The 17,994-nt window shown below is 69.3% G+C and carries 18 protein-coding genes; 13 read left to right on the forward strand and 5 right to left on the reverse strand.

The window, feature by feature from the left end; translation table 11 throughout:
- Positions 1–45 precede the first annotated feature (45 nt).
- The 6 genes from VFV67_RS07570 (at position 46) to VFV67_RS07595 (ending at position 6,988) form a co-directional block, all read left to right on the forward strand.
- Complete coding sequence (locus VFV67_RS07570) at positions 46–873, forward strand: ABC transporter ATP-binding protein (RefSeq protein ID WP_326468305.1); 828 nt, start codon at positions 46–48, stop codon at positions 871–873.
- Positions 870–1,700 carry an ABC transporter ATP-binding protein gene (locus tag VFV67_RS07575; RefSeq protein ID WP_326468307.1) on the forward strand — a complete coding sequence of 277 codons (831 nt, stop codon included), beginning with the start codon at positions 870–872 and terminating at the stop codon, positions 1,698–1,700. The genes VFV67_RS07570 and VFV67_RS07575 overlap by 4 nt, the downstream gene beginning before the upstream one ends.
- Positions 1,697–3,565 carry an AMP-dependent synthetase/ligase gene (locus tag VFV67_RS07580; protein ID WP_326468309.1) on the forward strand — a complete coding sequence of 623 codons (1,869 nt, stop codon included), beginning with the start codon at positions 1,697–1,699 and terminating at the stop codon, positions 3,563–3,565. Before VFV67_RS07575 ends, VFV67_RS07580 begins: the two co-directional genes overlap by 4 nt.
- 94 nt (positions 3,566–3,659) lie before the next feature.
- Entirely contained in the window at positions 3,660–4,547 is an 888-nt protein-coding gene (locus tag VFV67_RS07585; protein WP_326468311.1) for a branched-chain amino acid ABC transporter permease, read from the forward strand.
- Positions 4,544–5,662 (forward strand): branched-chain amino acid ABC transporter permease, encoded by a 1,119-nt coding sequence (locus tag VFV67_RS07590; protein ID WP_326468313.1) that lies wholly within the window; start codon positions 4,544–4,546, stop codon positions 5,660–5,662. Before VFV67_RS07585 ends, VFV67_RS07590 begins: the two co-directional genes overlap by 4 nt.
- A gap of 24 nt (positions 5,663–5,686) precedes the next feature.
- Positions 5,687–6,988: an ABC transporter substrate-binding protein gene (locus VFV67_RS07595; RefSeq protein WP_326468315.1), complete on the forward strand. Its 1,302-nt coding sequence runs from the start codon at positions 5,687–5,689 to the stop codon at positions 6,986–6,988.
- A 25-nt stretch (positions 6,989–7,013) separates the two neighbouring features.
- On the opposite strand, the gene VFV67_RS07600 is transcribed toward VFV67_RS07595, so the two are convergent.
- A complete protein-coding gene (locus VFV67_RS07600; protein ID WP_326468316.1) occupies positions 7,014–7,208 on the reverse strand; it encodes a DUF2795 domain-containing protein in 195 nt (64 codons plus the stop codon).
- Positions 7,209–7,294: 86 nt separating this feature from the next.
- Between VFV67_RS07600 and VFV67_RS07605 the strand changes: the two genes are divergently transcribed.
- The 3 genes from VFV67_RS07605 (at position 7,295) to VFV67_RS07615 (ending at position 8,770) form a co-directional block, all read left to right on the forward strand.
- Complete coding sequence (locus VFV67_RS07605) at positions 7,295–7,546, forward strand: hypothetical protein (RefSeq protein ID WP_326468317.1); 252 nt, start codon at positions 7,295–7,297, stop codon at positions 7,544–7,546.
- Positions 7,543–8,520, forward strand: a complete 978-nt coding sequence (locus VFV67_RS07610; RefSeq protein WP_326468319.1) for a glycosyltransferase — start codon at positions 7,543–7,545, stop codon at positions 8,518–8,520. Before VFV67_RS07605 ends, VFV67_RS07610 begins: the two co-directional genes overlap by 4 nt.
- Positions 8,521–8,614: 94 nt before the next feature.
- Positions 8,615–8,770 carry a hypothetical protein gene (locus VFV67_RS07615; protein ID WP_326468321.1) on the forward strand — a complete coding sequence of 52 codons (156 nt, stop codon included), beginning with the start codon at positions 8,615–8,617 and terminating at the stop codon, positions 8,768–8,770.
- 54 nt (positions 8,771–8,824) lie between these two features.
- Here the strand turns inward: VFV67_RS07615 and ligD are convergent, their stop codons facing one another.
- Positions 8,825–9,841, reverse strand: coding sequence for a non-homologous end-joining DNA ligase (gene ligD, locus VFV67_RS07620; protein WP_326468322.1), 1,017 nt, complete (start codon positions 9,839–9,841; stop codon positions 8,825–8,827).
- A 36-nt stretch (positions 9,842–9,877) separates the two neighbouring features.
- Positions 9,878–10,684, reverse strand: a complete 807-nt coding sequence (locus VFV67_RS07625; RefSeq protein WP_326468324.1) for an SAM-dependent methyltransferase — start codon at positions 10,682–10,684, stop codon at positions 9,878–9,880.
- A gap of 114 nt (positions 10,685–10,798) precedes the next feature.
- Between VFV67_RS07625 and VFV67_RS07630 the strand changes: the two genes are divergently transcribed.
- Together VFV67_RS07630 and VFV67_RS07635 are read left to right on the forward strand one after the other, a co-directional pair.
- Positions 10,799–11,128: a hypothetical protein gene (locus VFV67_RS07630; RefSeq protein ID WP_326468326.1), complete on the forward strand. Its 330-nt coding sequence runs from the start codon at positions 10,799–10,801 to the stop codon at positions 11,126–11,128.
- A 297-nt stretch (positions 11,129–11,425) separates the two neighbouring features.
- Complete coding sequence (locus tag VFV67_RS07635) at positions 11,426–12,070, forward strand: LPXTG cell wall anchor domain-containing protein (protein ID WP_326468327.1); 645 nt, start codon at positions 11,426–11,428, stop codon at positions 12,068–12,070.
- Positions 12,071–12,152: 82 nt separating this feature from the next.
- On the opposite strand, the gene VFV67_RS07640 is transcribed toward VFV67_RS07635, so the two are convergent.
- On the reverse strand, positions 12,153–13,484 hold the full coding sequence (locus tag VFV67_RS07640) for a helix-turn-helix domain-containing protein (RefSeq protein WP_326468329.1): 1,332 nt from the start codon (positions 13,482–13,484) through the stop codon (positions 12,153–12,155).
- A gap of 274 nt (positions 13,485–13,758) precedes the next feature.
- Entirely contained in the window at positions 13,759–15,000 is a 1,242-nt protein-coding gene (locus VFV67_RS07645; protein ID WP_326468331.1) for a helix-turn-helix domain-containing protein, read from the reverse strand.
- 218 nt (positions 15,001–15,218) lie between these two features.
- Between VFV67_RS07645 and VFV67_RS07650 the strand changes: the two genes are divergently transcribed.
- Together VFV67_RS07650 and VFV67_RS07655 are read left to right on the forward strand one after the other, a co-directional pair.
- Positions 15,219–15,764 (forward strand): hypothetical protein, encoded by a 546-nt coding sequence (locus tag VFV67_RS07650; protein WP_326468333.1) that lies wholly within the window; start codon positions 15,219–15,221, stop codon positions 15,762–15,764.
- A gap of 290 nt (positions 15,765–16,054) precedes the next feature.
- A complete protein-coding gene (locus VFV67_RS07655; RefSeq protein WP_326468335.1) occupies positions 16,055–17,836 on the forward strand; it encodes a glycoside hydrolase family 6 protein in 1,782 nt (593 codons plus the stop codon).
- Positions 17,837–17,994 lie beyond the last annotated feature (158 nt).

Raw genomic sequence — 17,994 nt, forward strand, 5'->3', positions numbered from 1 at the left:
CCAGACTTGCCCGTTTGCGTGGTAAGGCTCGGCGCGGAGAGGGGCATGGCAGCAACGATGCGTCCGGCAGACACCGATGCTCCCGCTCTCTTGTCCGTCACCAACCTCGAGGTCGTCTACGACGACGTGATCCACGTGCTGAAAGGCGTGAGCCTGCGCGTCGAGGAAGGCCGGATCGTCGCGCTGCTCGGGGCGAACGGGGCGGGCAAGACCACCCTGTTACGGGCGTTATCCGGCCTGCTGGACGTGCACGACGGCGAGGTGACCAAGGGCTCGGTGATCTACGCCGGCCGGAAGATCCACCACCTGCCGCCGACCAAGATCGCTTCGCTGGGTATCAAACAGGTGCTGGAGGGCCGGCGGATCTTCGCCGAGCTGACCGTCGAGGAGAACCTGCGGGTCGGCGGGCACGTGGCGCCGCGCTCGGTCAAGCAGAACATGGAGCGGGTCTACGGCCTGTTCCCGGTGCTTGCCGAGCGCCGCAAACGCACCGCGGGCTACCTGTCCGGCGGTGAGCAGCAGATGCTCGCGATGGGCCGGGCGTTGATGTCCGAGCCCAGCTGCCTGCTGCTCGACGAGCCGAGCCTCGGCCTGGCGCCGCTGATCGTCCAGCAGATCCGCGATCTGATCGTGGAGATCAACGCGAGCGGCACCACCGTGCTGCTGGTGGAGCAGAACGCCACGATGGCGCTGTCCATCGCCGACCACGGCTATGTGATGGAGAACGGCAAGATCGTCATGGACAAGCCGGCCAAGGAGCTGCTGGCCGACTCCGACGTGCGCGAGTTCTATCTCGGCCTCGGTGCCGAGGGTTCGGCCAAGTCGTTCCGGGACGTCAAGCACTACAAGCGGCGCAAGAGGTGGTTGTCGTGACCACGACGGAGGAACGGACCGAGGCGACGCCTCGGGTCGACGAGCCGGTGCTGGTCTTCGAGGACGTGCGGCTGTCCTTCGCCGGCGTGAAGGCGATCGACGGGGTGTCGTTCGCGGTGCGGCCGGGCGAGCTGTTCGCGATCATCGGCCCGAACGGCGCCGGCAAGACCTCGATCTTCAACGTGCTGTCCGGGGTGTACCGGCCGCAGGCCGGGCAGGTCCGGTTCGCCGACACCGAGCTGGTCGGCAAGCGGCCGCACGTGATCGCTCAGCTCGGCATCGCCCGCACGTTCCAGAACATCGAGCTGTTCGCGAACCTGACCGTGGTGGACAACCTGATGCTGGGCCGCAACCAGCACAACACCTACGGCGTGCTGGCGGCGCTGGCCTGGATCGGACCGGCGCGCCGGTCCGAGGTGGCCAACCGGGCGGCGGTCGAGGACATCATCGACTTCCTCGAACTCGAGCAGTGGCGGCGGTTCCCGGTCGGTCTGCTGCCCTATGGTGTGCAGAAGCGGGTCGAGCTGGGCCGGGCGCTGGCGATGGAGCCCAAGCTGCTGCTGCTCGACGAGCCGGTGGCCGGGATGAACCTCGAGGAGACCGAGGACATGGCCCGGTACATCCTCGACGTGCGGGACGAGCTGGGTATCCCGTTGATCATGGTCGAGCACGACATGGGTCTGGTGATGGACCTGGCCGACCGGGTCACCGTGCTCGACTTCGGCCGGCAGATCAGCACCGGGACACCGCAAGAGGTGCAGCAGAACCCGGACGTGATCCGGGCGTATCTGGGCGAGGAGCACAGAACCTCGGGAGGCGGAGCATGACCGCATTGGCGCAGCAGACCGCAGCCACCACCACCGTCACCGTCGCCAGCCGGGTGCGCGACCGAGCCCGCCAGATGCCGGACCGGATCGCCTTACGGGAGAAGGACTTCGGCGTCTGGCAGGAGGTGACCTGGGCCGGGTACTGGGAAAAGGCCGAGCTGGTCGGGCACGCCCTGCTGGCCATGGGCATCGAGCCGGGCGACCGGGTGGCCGTGCACTCGGAGAACCGGCGGGAGTGGCTGTACTCCGACATCGGCGCGGTGGGCGTGCGCGCGGTGACCGTCGGGCTGTACCCGACCAACCCGGCCGCCGAGGTGGAGTACCTGCTGTCCCACTCCGGGGCCCGGATCCTGATCGCCGAGGACCAGGAGCAGGTGGACAAGGCGCTGGAGGTGCTCGGCGCGCTGCCGGACCTGGAGAAGATCGTCTACATCGAGCCGCGCGGCATCCACAACCGCTACACCGAGCCGAAGCTGATGTCCTGGACGGACTTCCTGGCGCTCGGCGAGGAGCACCGGGCCGCGCACCCGGACGCGGTGGCGGCGCGGATGGCCGAGGCCACCTCGGACGACGTGCTGACCATGGTCTACACCTCGGGCACCACCGGGCCGCCCAAGGGTGCGATGCTCTCGGTGTCCAATGTGGAGTTCTGCATCAAGGTGCTGGTCGAGGGCGGCGGGTTCACCGACCCGCCACCGTCCACTTCGGACGTGTCGCTTTCCTACCTGCCGCTGTGCCATGTCGCCGAGCGGATCTTCACCACCTGGTTCTCGGCCTGCTCCGGCATCCAGGTGCACTTCGCCGAGTCCATCGACACGGTGCAGGCCAACCTGCGCGAGGTGCAGCCGACGATCTTGTTCGGGGTGCCGCGGATCTGGGAGAAGGTGCTGGCCGGGGTGCGGATCCGGATCAGCTCGGCGAGCCGGCTCAAGCGCCTGACCGGCCAGTACTGGCTGCGGGTGGCCGACAGCATCGCCGAGACGCTGGTGCGCACCGGCGGAAAGCACACGGCCGGTAGCCGGCTGCGCTACGCGATCGGCTGGCTGTTCTTCTTCCGCTCGCTGCGGGACCGGATCGGGATGCGCAAGGTGCGCTACGCGGCCTCCGGCGCCGCGCCGATCGCGCCCGAGGTGCTGCGGTTCTTCATGGGCATCGGGATTCCCATGCACGAGGTGTACGGGATGACCGAGAACTCCGCGATCGCCACGGCGAACCGGCCGGGCCGGGTCAAGGTCGGCACGGTCGGCGAGCCGCACCCGGACATCGAGGTGCGCATCGACGAGACCACCGGCGAGATCCTGACCAGGCACGCGGGCACGTTCGTCGGCTACTGGCGCGACGAGGAGGCCACCGCCCGGGTCATGACCAAGGACGGCTGGCTGCACACCGGCGACGTGGGCGAGTGGGTGGACGGCACGCACATCAAGATCACCGACCGGATGAAGGACCTGATCATCACGGCCGGCGGCAAGAACGTCGCGCCGTCGGAGATCGAGAACGCGCTGAAGGCCTCGCCGTACATCAAGGAGGCCATCGTGATCGGCGACCGGCGGGCCTACCTGACCGTGCTGATCGGCATCGAGTTGGACACGGTGGGGCACTGGGCGCAGAGCCGAAAGCTGGGCTACACCACCTACCGGGACCTGGCCGAGAAGAAGGAGGTCCGCGCGTTGGTGCAGTCCATCGTGGACAAGGTGAACGAGCGGTTCGCCTCGGTGGAGCAGATCAAGACCTTCTCCATGCTGCCCAAGGAGTTGGACCACGAGGACGGCGAGCTGACCGCGACCCAGAAGGTGAAGCGCTCGGCGATCGCGACGATGTTCGCCGAGCAGGTCGAGGCGATGTACCGCTCGGGTAAGCGATGAGCGAGCTTGCGAGCGAATCATTGGGCACTGCCCCGGCGTCGAGCCTGCGAGGCGGCGGGGTCGAGCAGCACCGAGCTTGCGAGGTGCGGATCCGATGAGCGAGTTCATTCAGAGTCTGGTCCGCGGGCTGGGCAACGGTTCGGTGTACGGGCTGCTGGCGTTCGGCTTCGTGATCATCTACAAGTCGATGGGTGTGATCAGCTTCGCCCAGCCGGCCTTCATGCTCGCCGGCGCCGTGACGGTCACCTACCTGGTCACCAGCATGAACTTCTACCTGGCGGTGATCGTCGCGGCGGTGGGGGTGGCGCTGCTCGGGATGGGTGTCGAGCGGGCGGTACTGCGTCCGATGATCGGCAAGCCGGTGTTCGTGATCTCGATCATCACGCTGGGCGTGGACGTCGTGATCAGGGTGCTGGTCGGCGGCTGGCTCGGCCTGGACGTGCGGCCGGTGCAGGACCCCTGGCAGCTCAACACGGTGTCGCTGCTCGGCACCGAGGTCCAGCAGCGCTATCTGGCCATGTTCGTCACGACCATGGTGCTGGTCGCGATCCTGTTCGCGTTCTTCCGATACTCCCGCATGGGACTTGCCATGCGCGCGGCCGCGTTCGACCAGGAGGTGGCGCTGGCCCAGGGCGTCTCGGTGGGCACGGTGTTCTCGCTGTCCTGGGCGATCGCCGGCGCGCTGGCCGCGGTGGCCGGAATGTTCGTCTCCACCGGGGCCGGTGTCGATCAGCAGCTGTGGATCATCGCGCTGAAGGCGTTACCCGTGATCATCCTTGGCGGGCTGGATTCGCTGGGCGGGGCGGTGATCGCCGGCCTGATCGTCGGGGTGATCGAGTCGCTGATCGGCACCTACGGCGCGGGTATCGCGCCGTGGATGGGGGGCGAGTTCTCCCTGGTCACCCCGTACCTGGTGATGATGATCGTGTTGCTGGTGCGGCCCTACGGGCTGTTCGGAACCCGTGAGGTGGTGCGGATATGAGGGGCACCAGGCTGCGCGGGCGGCCCGAGCTGTACACCTCTTACCAGCAGGACATGGCCCTGCTGAACACGACGCCGAAGAAGGTGTTCGTCGGCGTGCTGCTCGTGCTGGCGCTGCTGATGCCGTTCTCCGTGGACGACGACATCCTGCAGCTGCTGGCCACCGCGTGCGTGTTCGCGGTCGGCGCGATCGGGCTGAACATCGTCACCGGCTACGCCGGCCAGGTCTCCCTCGGGCACGCGTTCTTCGTGGCCATCGGCGCGTACACGGCCTCGGTGCTCTCCGGCGATCCGGACGGCCGGGTGCTCGGCTTCGGCGTCACCGAGGTCCCGGTGTGGCTGCTCGCCGCGGGCCTGCTCGCCGCCGCGTTCGGCGCACTGGTGGCACCGCTGGCGGCCCGGCTGCGCGGGTTGTACCTGGCCATCGTCACGCTCGGCCTGGTGTTCATCGGCCAGTTCGTGTTCCGCGAGTGGACCGACGTGGCCGGCCCGCCCGACATCGGCCGGCCGGCGCCGGTGCCCACGCTGTTCGGCGTTCGGATCGACGTGGACGGCGAGTTCATCACCCGGGTGCAGAAGCTCTACTGGCTGATGCTGGTGGTGCTGGTGATCTTCGCGGTGCTGGCCCGGAACCTGGTGCGCTCGCGCACCGGGCGCGCGTTCGCCGCGATCCGGGACCGGGACATCGCCGCGGCGGTGATCGGGGTGCCGCTCACCCGGTACAAGGTGATCGCGTTCGCGATCTCGTCGTTCTACGCCGGGGTGGCCGGCGCCCTGCTCTACGTCATCCCGCAGACGTTCACCGCGGGCAACTTCAGCCTGCTGATGTCGGTGCAGTTCATCGCGATGATCCTGATCGGCGGCGTGGCCACGATCTCGGGATCGATCCTGGGGGCGCTGTTCATCACCCTGCTGCCGCGCATCACCAGCGAGCTGCCCGCCGTGCTGCCGTTCATCAGCGACAGCGCGACGGGTGGGGGGATCACCGTTGTTCAGGCCGAGGCGATCCTGTACGGCCTGCTGATCATCGGCTTTCTGCTGTTCGAGCCGAGGGGTCTGTTCGGGATCTGGATTCGGGTTCGCAATTACTGGAAGGCGTGGCCGTTCTCCTACTGAGACGGCCCAGGAAGGAGGCGTCACATGTCAGTGCGACGCATTACCGCGGCGCTGGCTGTGCCGCTAGCGGTGACCATGGTGCTCACCGGCTGCCGGGCTCAGGAGTCCACCGCGCCACAACAGGGCAAGGAGGGCAACAAGGTCGACTTCGGGGTGACCAACGAGCCGTGCCCCGAGGCGATCGACAAGAGTAAGGGATGCATCTACCTGGGCACGATCTCCGACCTCACCGAGGGTCCGTTCCGCGCCCTCGCGGTGCCGATCACCGATTCGCAGAAGGCGTTCTGGAAGCGGGTCAACCAGCAGGGCGGCATCGGCGGCTACGAGATCGACGTCACCAAGTACGTCAAGGACAACAAGTACAACCCGCAGATCCACAACCAGGTCTACCAGGAGATCAAGCCGAACATCCTGGCCATCGCCCAGACCCTGGGCTCGCCGACCACGGCGGCCATCCTGCCCGACCTCAAGTCGAGCAACATCGTGGCGGCGCCGGCGTCCTGGACCTCGCTGTGGGGCTTCGAGGACGTGCTGATCGAGTCCGGCGCGAACTACTGCATCGAGTCGATGAACTCGGTGGACTACGCCGTGGACAAGCTCAGCGCCAAGAGCGTGATGGCGGTGCACCTCGCCGGTGACTACGGCGACGACGCGGCGGCCGGTGCCAAGTTCGCCGCCGAGAAGCGCGGGATGACCTTCACCGACGTCAAGACCGCCACCGGTCAGGACAACCAGAGCGCGGCGATCGATGCGATCGTGTCCGGCAACCCGAGCGTGGTGATCCTGACCAACAGCCCGACCGATGCCGCCGTGATCATCGGCCAGGCCGCCGCGCGCGGCTTCAAGGGCAAGTTCATCGGCACCTCGCCGACGTGGAACCCGGGACTGCTGCAGAGCCCGGCCGCGCCCGCGATCAAGGCGCTGTACCTGCAGTCCGGGCCGTGGGAGCCGTTCGGCACCGACAGCCCCGGGCACAAGGCGATGCGTGAGGCGCTCGGCAACATTCCGAGCAAGAACGACGGCTACACCTCCGGCTGGGTCTGGTCGTACCCGCTGAAGGCGGCGCTGACCAAGGCCGCGGAGAACAAGGACCTCACCCGGGCCGGCCTGCTGGCCGCGGTGAAGTCGCTGAAGTCGGTCGACTACGAGGGCATGCTGCCCCAGGGCGCCGGCAACTACGCGGACGACCCGAACGACGCCGTGTTCCGGCAGACGGAGATCTCCCAACCGGACGAGACCGCCGCGTCCGGGGTCAAGGTGATCGAGAAGTTCTTCACCGGCCCGACCGCGAAGGACTTCGACTTCAGCAAACCCTGCTACCAGTAGCGAGCGCGCGGGGCGCTGGGCGCGGCTAGGACGCCGCGTCCAGCGCTGCCGTGATCTCGTGCGGATCGCGGTACTCCCGCGTGGGCAGCCGGAACAGGTCGCGGATCGTGCCCGCGTCCGCCCCGTAGAGATCGGCCTGGGTGACGATCTGCCATTTCTCGGCAGGGTAGGTGAGACCGTGCAGCACCTGCCGGACCGTGATCTCCCGACGTCCATCCATGTGTCGATGTGTTCCCGCTCACATACCCCACAAACGTGGGTGAGCGTCCAACACGCAGAGTAGTAGTCGGCGCGTACACGTTTACCTTGGCACTGCCCGGAAACAACCCGGGTATGCGGAGCGCGCTGCGGGCGGTGCTGTTCGATCGGGCCGGGACCCTCATCGAGGACGTCCCCTACAACGCCGACCCGGCACGGGTGCGGGTGATGCCGGGCGCCAACCAGGCGGTCGACACGGTGCGGCTGCGTGGGCTGCGCACCGGCGTGCTGACCAACCAGTCCGGGATCGGCCGGGGCCTGCTGACCGTGGCGGTGCGGACCGTGCTGGACGCGGCATGAAGGCGGGGCGGCTACGGGTCCTGGTCTGGCCCGTGCACGGGTCCTGGCTGGACGCGTTCGTCCGGGGCGGGCACGAGTACCTGCTGCCGACGCTGCCCGAGGGCGGTCCGTGGGGCGGTGGCCGGGCCGGTCGGGAGCTGCCGGACTCGGTGACCGAGGTGCCGGCCGCCGAGCTGGCCGACGCCGGGGTGGACGTCGTCGTGCTGCAGCGCCCGGAGGAGCTGGGGTTCGCCGCGCGGTGGCTGCGCCGGACCCCGGGCCGGGACGTGCCGGCGATCTACGTGGAGCACGACACGCCGCGCGGCGACGTGCCGGACACCAGGCATCCGGTGGCCGACCGGCGGGACCTGTGCCTGGTGCACGTGACGCACTTCAACGACCTGATGTGGGACGTGGGCACCACGCCCACCACGGTGATCGAGCACGGTGTCGTCGATCCCGGCCACCGGTACAGCGGGGAGTTGGCCCGGGCCGCCGTGGTGGTCGACGAGCCGCTCCGGCACTGGCGGCTGACCGGTACCGACCTGCTGCCCCGGTTCGCCGAGGGCGCCGAGCTGGACGTGTTCGGCAGGGGCCTGGCCGGCCTCAACGGCGCGGTGAACCTGGGGGAGCACCGGCTGCACCCGGTCGGCGACCTGGCGCCGGGCAAGCTGCACGACGCGATGGCCCGGCGCCGGGTGTACCTGCACACGGTGCGCTGGACCTCGCTCGGGGCGTCCCTGCTCGAGGCGATGCACCTGGGCATGCCGGTGGTCGCGCTGGCCACCACCGAGACGGTCCGCGCGGTGCCGCAGGAGGCCGGCGTGGTCTCGACCCGGATCGACGACCTGACCGCGGCGCTGCGTGAGCTGGTCGCCGACCGGCCGCGGGCCAACCAGCTCGGCAAGCACGCCCGCGAGTACGCCCTGAACAACTACGGCCTGGCCCGGTTCCTGCGTCGCTGGGACGACCTGTTGCGCCACACGGCTCGATAGCCCGGAACTGTTGATGTTCATACGGTCGGTTGAGTCGCGCTGTAGCGGGGTAGCCGAGGATGCATCCTGGGTTCCGTCGAGGGAGGAGCCGACGATGTTCCACGTCACCGAGTTCGACAGCCCGGGCATCGAGCCCGTTCCGCTACCGGACGAGACCATCCTGATCGGCGGCCGTGCCGAGAGCTGGGAACCGTGCGCGCCCGCGGAGGACGAGCCGTTCGAGCCGACGATCATCCGCGGCCGGGAGTGACCTGAGGGTTGGTTGCCCGGCTCGCTCCGCTCCGTGGGAGCGGAGCCGGCCGGCTCAACCCTTCTTGGCGCGACTGGGGGCGACCCGCGGGGGTTCGTTCGGCATCTTCGGGTAGACCGGCGGCCATGGCGCGTCCATCAGCCCGGCGGCCATGTCCCGTTCGTGCAGGGCCAGCAACGGTTCCAGCGACTGCGGACGTGCCGGCATGGCGGCCCACGGGCTGCCCAGCTCGGCGAGCCGGGCCGGCACCGTGGCGATGGTCAGCTCCCTCGGGTCGATCGTCGCCAGCTCGTCCCAGGCGAACGGGGTCGAGACCTGCGCGTGCGGGCTGGCCCGCACGCACCAGGCGCCGAACACGGTCCGGTGCGGCGCGTTCTGGTTGTAGTCGATGAACACCCGGCTGCCGCGCTCCTCCTTCCACCAGGCCGCGGTGAGCAGGTCCGGGTGCCGCCGCTCCAGTTCCCGGGCGGCGGCGACGCTCGCGGCCCGGACCTGGTAGCCGTCCCAGCGCGGCTGCAGCCGGACGTAGATGTGGATGCCGCGGCTGCCGGTGGTCTTCGGGTGGCTCTCGATGCCCAGCTCGTCGAACAGCGCCCGGGTGTGTGCGGCCGCCTCCCGGATCATCGGGAACGTGACGCCGGGGCTGGGGTCGAGGTCCATTCGCAGCTCGTCGGCGTGCTCCGGGTCGGCCGCGGTGTTCGGCCAGACGTGGAAGCCCAGGCAGCCCATGTTCACCGCCCACAGCACGTGCGCGAGGTCCACGGCGACCAGCGCGTCGGAGGTGGTGCCGTTGGGCGTGGACACCACGGTGGTGGTGAGCCAGGGATCGGCCTTGGTCGGCGCGACCCGCTTCTGGAAGAACGAGGATCCGGTGGCACCGTTGGGGAACCGTTGCAGCAGCACCGGCCGGCCGCCCATGGCGGTCATCAGCGGCTCGGCCACCGCGAGGTAGTAGCGCGCCAGGTCCAGTTTGGTCTCGCCGCGCTCCGGGAACAGCACCCGGCCCGGGCTGGTGATCCGCACCTGATGCCCGGCAACCTCGAGCACCTCGGCGTCGTCGGCTTTGGCCACGGACCGACCGTACTCCGGCCGGTGCGCGGCTTCGGGCTACGACTTGCGGGCCACGCCGGCGTAGAAGGCGTCCACCGCCGGGTCCTTGGCCACGTCGTCGCCGCGGTCCGGGTGCCACTGGGAGGTGGTCACCAGGCCCGGCTCGACCAGCTCGAAGTCGCCGAACAGCTCCAGCACCTCGGCCCTGGTGCGCGGGAAGATGTTGATCTGCTCGTTGGCCACCTTCTCGGCGGCCTCGCTGCGCGCGGTGGCGAAGTCGTTGGTCCAGTGGGTGATCGCCAGGTAGCTGCCCGGCGCCAGGGCGGCGCGGTAGCGGGCGAAGACGCCCTCCGGGTCGCGGTCCGGGCCGACGTGGTGGCCGATGGTGATGGCGAGCAGGCCGATGGGTTTGCTGAAGTCGAGCAGCTTGGTCTCCTGGGCGTGCAGGACGACGTCCGGCTCGGTGATGTCGGCGTGCAGCATCACGGCGCGGTCGTTGCCTTCCAGCACGAGCTGGCTGTGTGCCACGGCGACGGCCTCGATGTCCACGTAGACGATGCGGCAGGAGGGGTCGGCCTGCTGGGCGATCTCGTGCACGTTGCCCACGGTGGGAATGCCGGAGCCGAGATCGAGGAACTGCCGGACGCCGTTGCCCACCATGTACAGGACCGCGCGGCGCAGGAACGCCCGGTTCATGATCGCGATCCGGCGCATCTCGGGCTGCAGGGCCAGCAGCCGTTCGACGAGCAGCCGGTCGGCCTCCAGATTGTGCCCGCCGCCCAGGATGTAGTCGTACATCCGGGCAGTGCTCGGCTTGCCGATGTCGATGGTGTCCGGAATCCAGTCCGCCTGCTGTCGCGTCACGGTCCCACCTTCGGTCGCGGTGTCGCGGGGAGAATACTCTCCGTATACGCGTGTGGGAACAAAAATCCCCCGATTGGGCTAGTTGATCGAATGGGTGTTCGATAGACTCGGCGGGTGAGTTCTGGGGGATCCGAGCGCGTGATCAAGCTCTACCAGCCGTGGCCGGCGCCGGTCCTCGCCGCGTGCCTCACCGGCCCGGCTGTGCTGCCGGAGATCGCCCGGTGGATCGCCGGACTCCGCGATCAGGGCCGGATCCCGCCGGACGTCCGGTTCGCCCTTGAGCGCCGGGCCGGCGCGCTGGTCGGGGTGCTGCACACCGGCGCCGGCCGCCACGAGTTGTCACCGGGCTCGTTCCTGGTGTTCACCCAGGAGGGGCTTCAGGTGCTCAACTCCACCGCCTTCTTCCGGCACTACTACGAGCCAGCGGGGTGGGACGCGACGTGACATCGCACCCCCTCGGCGCCGGCCGCCGTGCGGCCTGCAAGTTGCTTGATCAACGGTCGCTCGCCCTTTGATAACAGGTTCATCTCGAATGGATGATCAATTGATCTTCACACCGACTTCACGCCGAGAACAGGGGTCACGACACGCCGGCTGAGCTGCGGAGATAGTCGAATATGGCCCCCCTGAAAGTTCACCCGGAAGTGTGAGTAATGTTCGCCCAATCACTGGCGAAGGTGATCTCTGCGTAGTCGCAGGGTCACTCTCGCGTGTCGGGACTCGCACCAGCTCGGAGGATCAATGGCAGCCACCCCGGCCCCGCGTAACTGGGCCGTATTCGCCCGCAGAGCGTTCGCACTCACCGCCGCCGGCGCGGTCGCGCTCGTCGCCTTAGCGGTGCCTGCCAGTGCGCACACCCCGAAGTGGTCGGCCGGCTGCGATGAGGCGAAGGGTGAGACGGCGGCCGCGGCCTGGGTGAAGTTCGAGTTGAAGTTCTACGACGACTCGAGGAACCCGAACAAGGTCAACAAGTTCGTGTTGAAGGACGGCGACACGGTCCTGGCCTCGAGCAACGACTTCGGCTCGGCCGTCAAGGAGACGAAGATCGATCTCGACCCCACGGTCGAGCACAAGCTGACGTTCAAGGTCACGTCGCACAACGGCTACGGCCAGGTCGACGAGAGCAAGACGGTCAAGGCCTGCGTGAAGACGCCGCCGTCGAGCTCGACCGCGACCCAGCCGCCGTCGGAGGAGCAGCCGCCGGCCGAGGAGGAGCAGCCGCCGGCCGAGGAGACCACGACCACCACCACGACCGTGGCCGTGGGCGTGAACGCCAACCTGGCCGAGACCGGCGCCAGCATCGCGCTGCCGATCGGGATCGGGGCGCTGCTGCTGATCGGCGGTGCCGGACTGCTGTTCGTGCTGCGCCGGCGCGACAAGGCCTGACCGGCACATAACGACCAACGCCGCGGGGTGGGTTCCACGACCACCTCGCGGCGTTTTTCATCTGGTCCGGATGATCGAAACCTCAGACCGCGTCGCGCAGCGGCTTCTCGTCGTCGTCCTCGGTGACCGGCTGCACGGCCGGGCAGGGGTCGAGCAGCCGCCGGGCGCGCAGGGCGATCTCCATGGTGAGCCGTTCGTCGGGGTCGGCGAGGCGGTCCCCGAGCAGCTCCTCGATCTGGTGCATCCGGTACCGCACGGTCTGCGGGTGGATGTCCAGCCGGCCGGCCATCTCGTTGACGCCGCCCCGGGTCTCCAGCCAGGCGAGCAGGGTGCTGGCCAGCCGCTCGCGCTGCTTGACCCGCAGCCCCTCGAACGGTGCCATGGTGCGCTGGGTGAGCTGGGCGATCAGGAACTCGTCGGAGAGCAGGGCCAGAGTGGACAGATGCTCGTCGCACCAGGTGACCGCGACGTCCGGGAGCACGCCGCGCTGCACGAAGCCGAGGGCGCGACGGGCGACGGCGAGCGAGCGGCGGGCCTGCGCGAGCGGCACCAGCGGACCGACCGCGGCGCGCTGGCCGTGCAGCGCCTCCTCGAGCCGGCCCAGGTACCGGTGCGGGTCGGCGACCACCAGGCACGGCTCGCCGCTCTCCAGGTCGACCAGCACATCCCGACCCAGCGAGACGGCCGGCCGGTGGTGCTGGTCGTCGAAGTACTCCAGGGCCACGACGGCTACCCGGTCCGGCATGGTCCAGTCGGTGGTGGCGGCCAGGTCGACCAGCTGTTGCCGGCCGGCCGGCGGCTCGGCGAGGATCAGCTTCAGCAACTGCTTGCGGCGCCGCTCGAGCGCACCGGAGGCGTGCGCCTGGGCCTCGGTGTAGCCCTCGATGGCCACCGTGCTCAGCTCGTCCACCCAGGCGAAGATCGCGTCGGCCACGGTGAACAGCAGGTCGGTGGGCACGCCCATCCGCCGGCCCATCACGCTGATGTGCCGCCAGGCCACCCGGGCGCCGATCCGCACCGCGGTCTGCAGCGAGTCCATGGTGCGGCCCTCCATGAACTCGACCTTGCCGCTGTACCGGAACACCGCCTTCCAGTCGGTCTGCTCGGTGTCGGGGTCGCAGATGTCGTCGAAGCACTTCGTGATCGCCATCTCGACGGCGCCGACGAGCACCTCGCGGAACTTGCCGCGCAGCGGCTGGTCGTAGGCGGGGACGTTGCGCTGGATCTCCCGGATCGCGTCCTGGACCATGACGCCGGTCATCGGGCGCAGCCGCACGGCGAGGTCGCGGGGGATCGACGACCAGATCGGCGCCGCGGCACCCATCTCGGTGCCGGCCACGGTCGGCCCGGGCGGTCGGCGCGGGGCCCGGACGGTCGCGACACGAGCCGTACCGCCGTTTCGTTCAGTCGCCATGACCCGCCACCTCGATGTGACAACTAACGCTGTTCACGCACCATCCGCCGGCAACGACTTTGCTCAGCAGACGATAGAATCGGCCCGATCATGTGTCAAACAAACGGCTGATGGGCGCGCGAAGTTGTCACCCGACTGGCCGGGCCGGCATCGTTTTCTGTGCCAGGCAGACGATGTCCGGAGCGGAAAATCATCCGTCCGTGACAACCCGGTGCGCCGCGCGGTTGTTGTCAGCGCAGGTATCTGTAATGCCTCTTCTGTCCGAAAACGCTCCTTACCGGATGTCGTTCCCGCTGCCAAGGGGTTCCAATTCCGGCCACCTCAGACGTTGTGACCGCAGCGCGATCTCCAGCTCCAGCCGGGCGCCCGGGTCGGCGAGCGAGGCGCCGAACAGCTTGTCCACCTGGCGCATCCGGTACCGCACGGTCTGCGGGTGGATGCCGAGCCGGCGGGCGATCTCCGGGGCACTGCCGCGGGTGTCCAGCCAGGCGAGCACGGTCTCGCCGACCCGGGCGCGCTGCTTGTCGGTCAGCCCGGACAGCGGGGCGAGCGCCCGCCGGGCCAGCTCGCCGACCACGAACTCGTCCGCGGACAGCCATAGGGTGGACAGGTGGTCGCGGCTCCAGACCGGCCCGTCGGCGGCGATGATCCCGCGCCGGACCAGGTCCAGCGTGCGCCGGGCCCAGCGCAGCGACTGCGCGGCGTCGGCCAGCCGCACGGTGGGGCCGACGCAGGCGGTGCGGTCGGCCAACGCGCCGCCGAGCAGCGGCTCGGGTGGCCGCGGGTTGGACAGGATCAGGCACGGCGCCGGCCCGTCCAGATCGGCCAGCACGTCGCCGGGCAGCGCGATGCCGGACAGCTCGTGCTGGTCGTCGCGCTGCTCGACCACGACCGCGGCCACGGTGTCCGGAATCCGCCAGTGCGCCAGCGTCGCCTGCTTCGCGATCGCCTGGTGCGCGGCGGGCGGCTCGGCAAGCACCAACTCGACCAGCCGGCGCCGGTGCCGGTCGACCAACTCGGCGGACTCGGCCCTGGCGGCCGTGTAGCCCTTGATGGACAGCGTGGAGATCTCCTCCACGTAGGCGAAGATCGCCTCCGCGGCGATGCTGAACAGGCCGACCGGCAGGCGTTGCTGCTGTGCCCAGGCGGACACGTGCCGCCAGGCCACCCGGCCGCCGACCCGGTAGGCGGTCTGCAGCGCGTCCAGGCTGCGCCCCTCGTGGAACTCCACCCGGCCGAGCCGGCGGAACACGTTGGCCCAGCTCTCGTCCAGCGGCCGGCCGGTGCCGGCGGAGTCGAGGACGGACAGCACGGCCTGCTCGACGCCCATCGTCATGACCGCGCCGAACCGGCCGGTCAGCGGCTGCGCGTAGGCCGGAACGGCCCGTTGGATCTCGCGGATCATCTCCCGGGTGAGCTGACCGACCATCGGCCGGAACCGGATCACCGCGTCGCGCGGCAGGGCGGCCCACAACGTGCTCGCCCGGTCCTTTGTGCCGGCCAATTCGGCTGACATGATTGTTCCCTGGAATCGTCGCGACCTGGCCATGAATGTACGGGTCTCGCGGCGGATCACCATAAGTTCGATTCCGCCGGGCTGTCAAAGCGGTGGGCGCGCGTTTTGGCGGTACCGGAGGATGTCCGGCCGGTTGTTTGTCAAAGTCCACACAATTTTGCCGGCCCGCCCGGCGCCGGCCTTGCCGGGTCCGGGTCCGGTTTGTAACGTCGGCCACCATGTCGCGCCGTGTGCTTCCCTTCGTCGTGTCGGTCCTGCTCACCGGCCTTGTCGCGGTGGGCTGCGGCACGGACGAGGATCCGGACGCTCCGGCCGTCGCCTGGGCCGAGCAGGTGTGCGCCAGCGTGGAACGCGGCGCGGCCACCCTGGCCTCGCCACCGGCAACCGACCCGAACGATCCCCAGGGTGCCAAGGTCGTGCTCGCCGACTATCTCGGCCGGGTGTCGCAGGCGCTGGACACCGTGGCCGGTGGCATCCGCGAGGCCGGAGCGCCCCCGGTCGACGACGGGCAGCGCGCGGTGGACGACGCGCTGCGGACGATCACGGAGTTGCGGGCCGCGCTCGATTCCGCGAAGAATCGGGTGGCGCGGTTGGAGACCACCGATCCGGCCGGCTTCCAGCAGGCGCTCACCGAGGTCGGCAACGGCCTGGCCGAGGTCGGCGGCGTGGAGGGGCCGACCAAGGACCTGAAGGCGAATCCGGCACTGAACACCGCGTTCGGCAAGGCTCCGACGTGCCAGAAGGTCGACGGCTCGGCCGAATAGAATCGACGCCGGCCGCGCCGGAATTATCATTCATCGGGCAATTCCGATAATGCGCCGGCCGCCATTCCGTGTTTGGACCGTTAAGTGCGCGGGAATCGTTGAAGGGCCGGCGCGGTGATCGCATCCGCCGTGCCGGAGCGCCCGGCGGCGGCGTGATTGCGGTGTGTTTCGAGCCGGCAAAGCCTCTGTACAGGGCGTGTTAACCCCGTTACTATCCCGGTCTGGGAGCGCTCCCAGAAGGGGCGGCTCAACGCTGCCCGGCAATGGCGTCGAGGAAGAGGACGATCCCCATGAGGCTCACCCCCAGACCACCCAAGATCGGCGCGCGCCGAGGTCGCGCGGCCGCGGCCGCGGGCGCGACCGTCGTCGTGGCGGCCGCCACGCTCATGCTGGCGAGCACCGGCCAGGCCGGGGCCGCACCCGGATGCCGGGTCGACTACTCCGCTTCGAACTGGGGCGGGGGTGGCGGCTTCACCGGCAGTGTTCGGATCACCAACGTCGGTGATCCGGTGGCCGGGTGGACGCTCACCTTCACCTGGCCGGGCAACCAGCGGGTCAGCCAGGGTTGGAACGCCACCTGGAACCAGGCGGCCGGCAGCGCCAGCGTGTCCGCGGCGAGCCTGGACTGGAACCGCAACCTGGCCACCGGGCAGGCCGTCGACATCGGCTTCAACGGCACGTTCACCGGGGCGAACACGGCGCCGACGAGCTTCGCGCTGAACGGCACCACCTGCACCGGCGCCACCACCCCGCCGACGTCGACCACGACCACGACCACGACCACGAGCCAGAACCCGAACCCGGGCAACCGGCAGAACAACCCGTACGCCGGCGCGAGCGTGTACGTGAACGCGGACTGGGCGGCCCGGGTGAACGGCGTGGCCGGCGGCAGCCGGATCGCCAACCAGCCGACCGGTGTGTGGATGGACCGGATCGCGGCGATCAACGGCACGACGGGTGCCCGCGGCCTGGCCGCGCACCTCGATGCCGCGGTGCAGCAGGACGCGGCGAACGGCGCGCAGGGCCTGGTGTTCCAGGTCGTGATCTACAACCTGCCCGGCCGGGACTGTGCGGCGCTGGCCTCCAACGGTGAGCTCGGCCCGACCGAGATCGACCGGTACCGCACGCAGTACATCGACCCGATCGCGACGATCCTGGCCCGGCCGGCGTACGCCAACCTGCGGATCGTGACGATCATCGAGATCGACTCGCTGCCGAACCTGATCACCAACGTCGCGCCGCGGAACACGCAGACACCGCAGTGCGACACGATGAAGGCCAACGGAAACTACGTCAACGGTGTCGGCTACGCGTTGAACCGGCTGGGCGACGTGCCCAACGTGTACAACTACATCGACGCCGGGCACCACGGCTGGATCGGCTGGGACGACAACTTCAACCCGACCGTCCAGCTGATGTGCCAGGCCGCCAACGCCTCCGGCGCCACGCCGGCCGACGTGTGGGGCTTCATCGCCAACACCGCCAACTACAGCGCGCTGTCCGAGCCGTTCTTCAACGCCAACACCGTTGTCGGCGGCCGGGTGCTGCGCGAGGTGTCCGGCGGCTGGGTCGACTTCAACCGGTACGTCGACGAGCTCACGTTCGCGCAGGCGTTCCGCAACCAGGCCGACTCGCAGTGCTTCGACGCGAACATCGGCATGCTGATCGACACCTCGCGCAACGGTTGGGGCGGCCCGAACCGGCCCACCGCGGCGAGCACGTCGACCGACCCGATCACGTTCATGGAGCAGTCCCGCATCGACCGCCGGATCCACCTCGGCAACTGGTGCAACCAGAGTGGTGCCGGCCTCGGCGAGCGTCCGCGCTCGGCCCCGGCCAGCGGCATCGACGCCTACGTCTGGATCAAGCCTCCGGGCGAGTCGGACGGATCGAGCACCGAGATCCCGAACGACGAGGGCAAGGGCTTCGACCGGATGTGCGACCCCACCTACACGGGTAACCCGCGCAACAACAACCACATGTCCGGCGCACTCGGCGACGCGCCGCTGTCCGGGCACTTCTTCCCGGCTCAGCTGACGCAGCTGATGCAGAACGCCTTCCCGCCGCTGTAAGGGATAGCTGACTGCGGTAACCATCCAGGCCGCCTTCCCGGTCCCCGCCGGGAAGGCGGCCCGGTTCATGCGCGCGAGTTCCCGGCTCGGGCAGTCGAGTCACCGAGCCGGGAGCCGCGCGTGGGTGCCGGACTGGCAGTTCGGGTGCTGGACGCCGG

This window comes from Actinophytocola sp. (assembly GCF_035762905.1).
In the GTDB taxonomy this organism is placed as follows: domain Bacteria; phylum Actinomycetota; class Actinomycetes; order Mycobacteriales; family Pseudonocardiaceae; genus DASYTH01.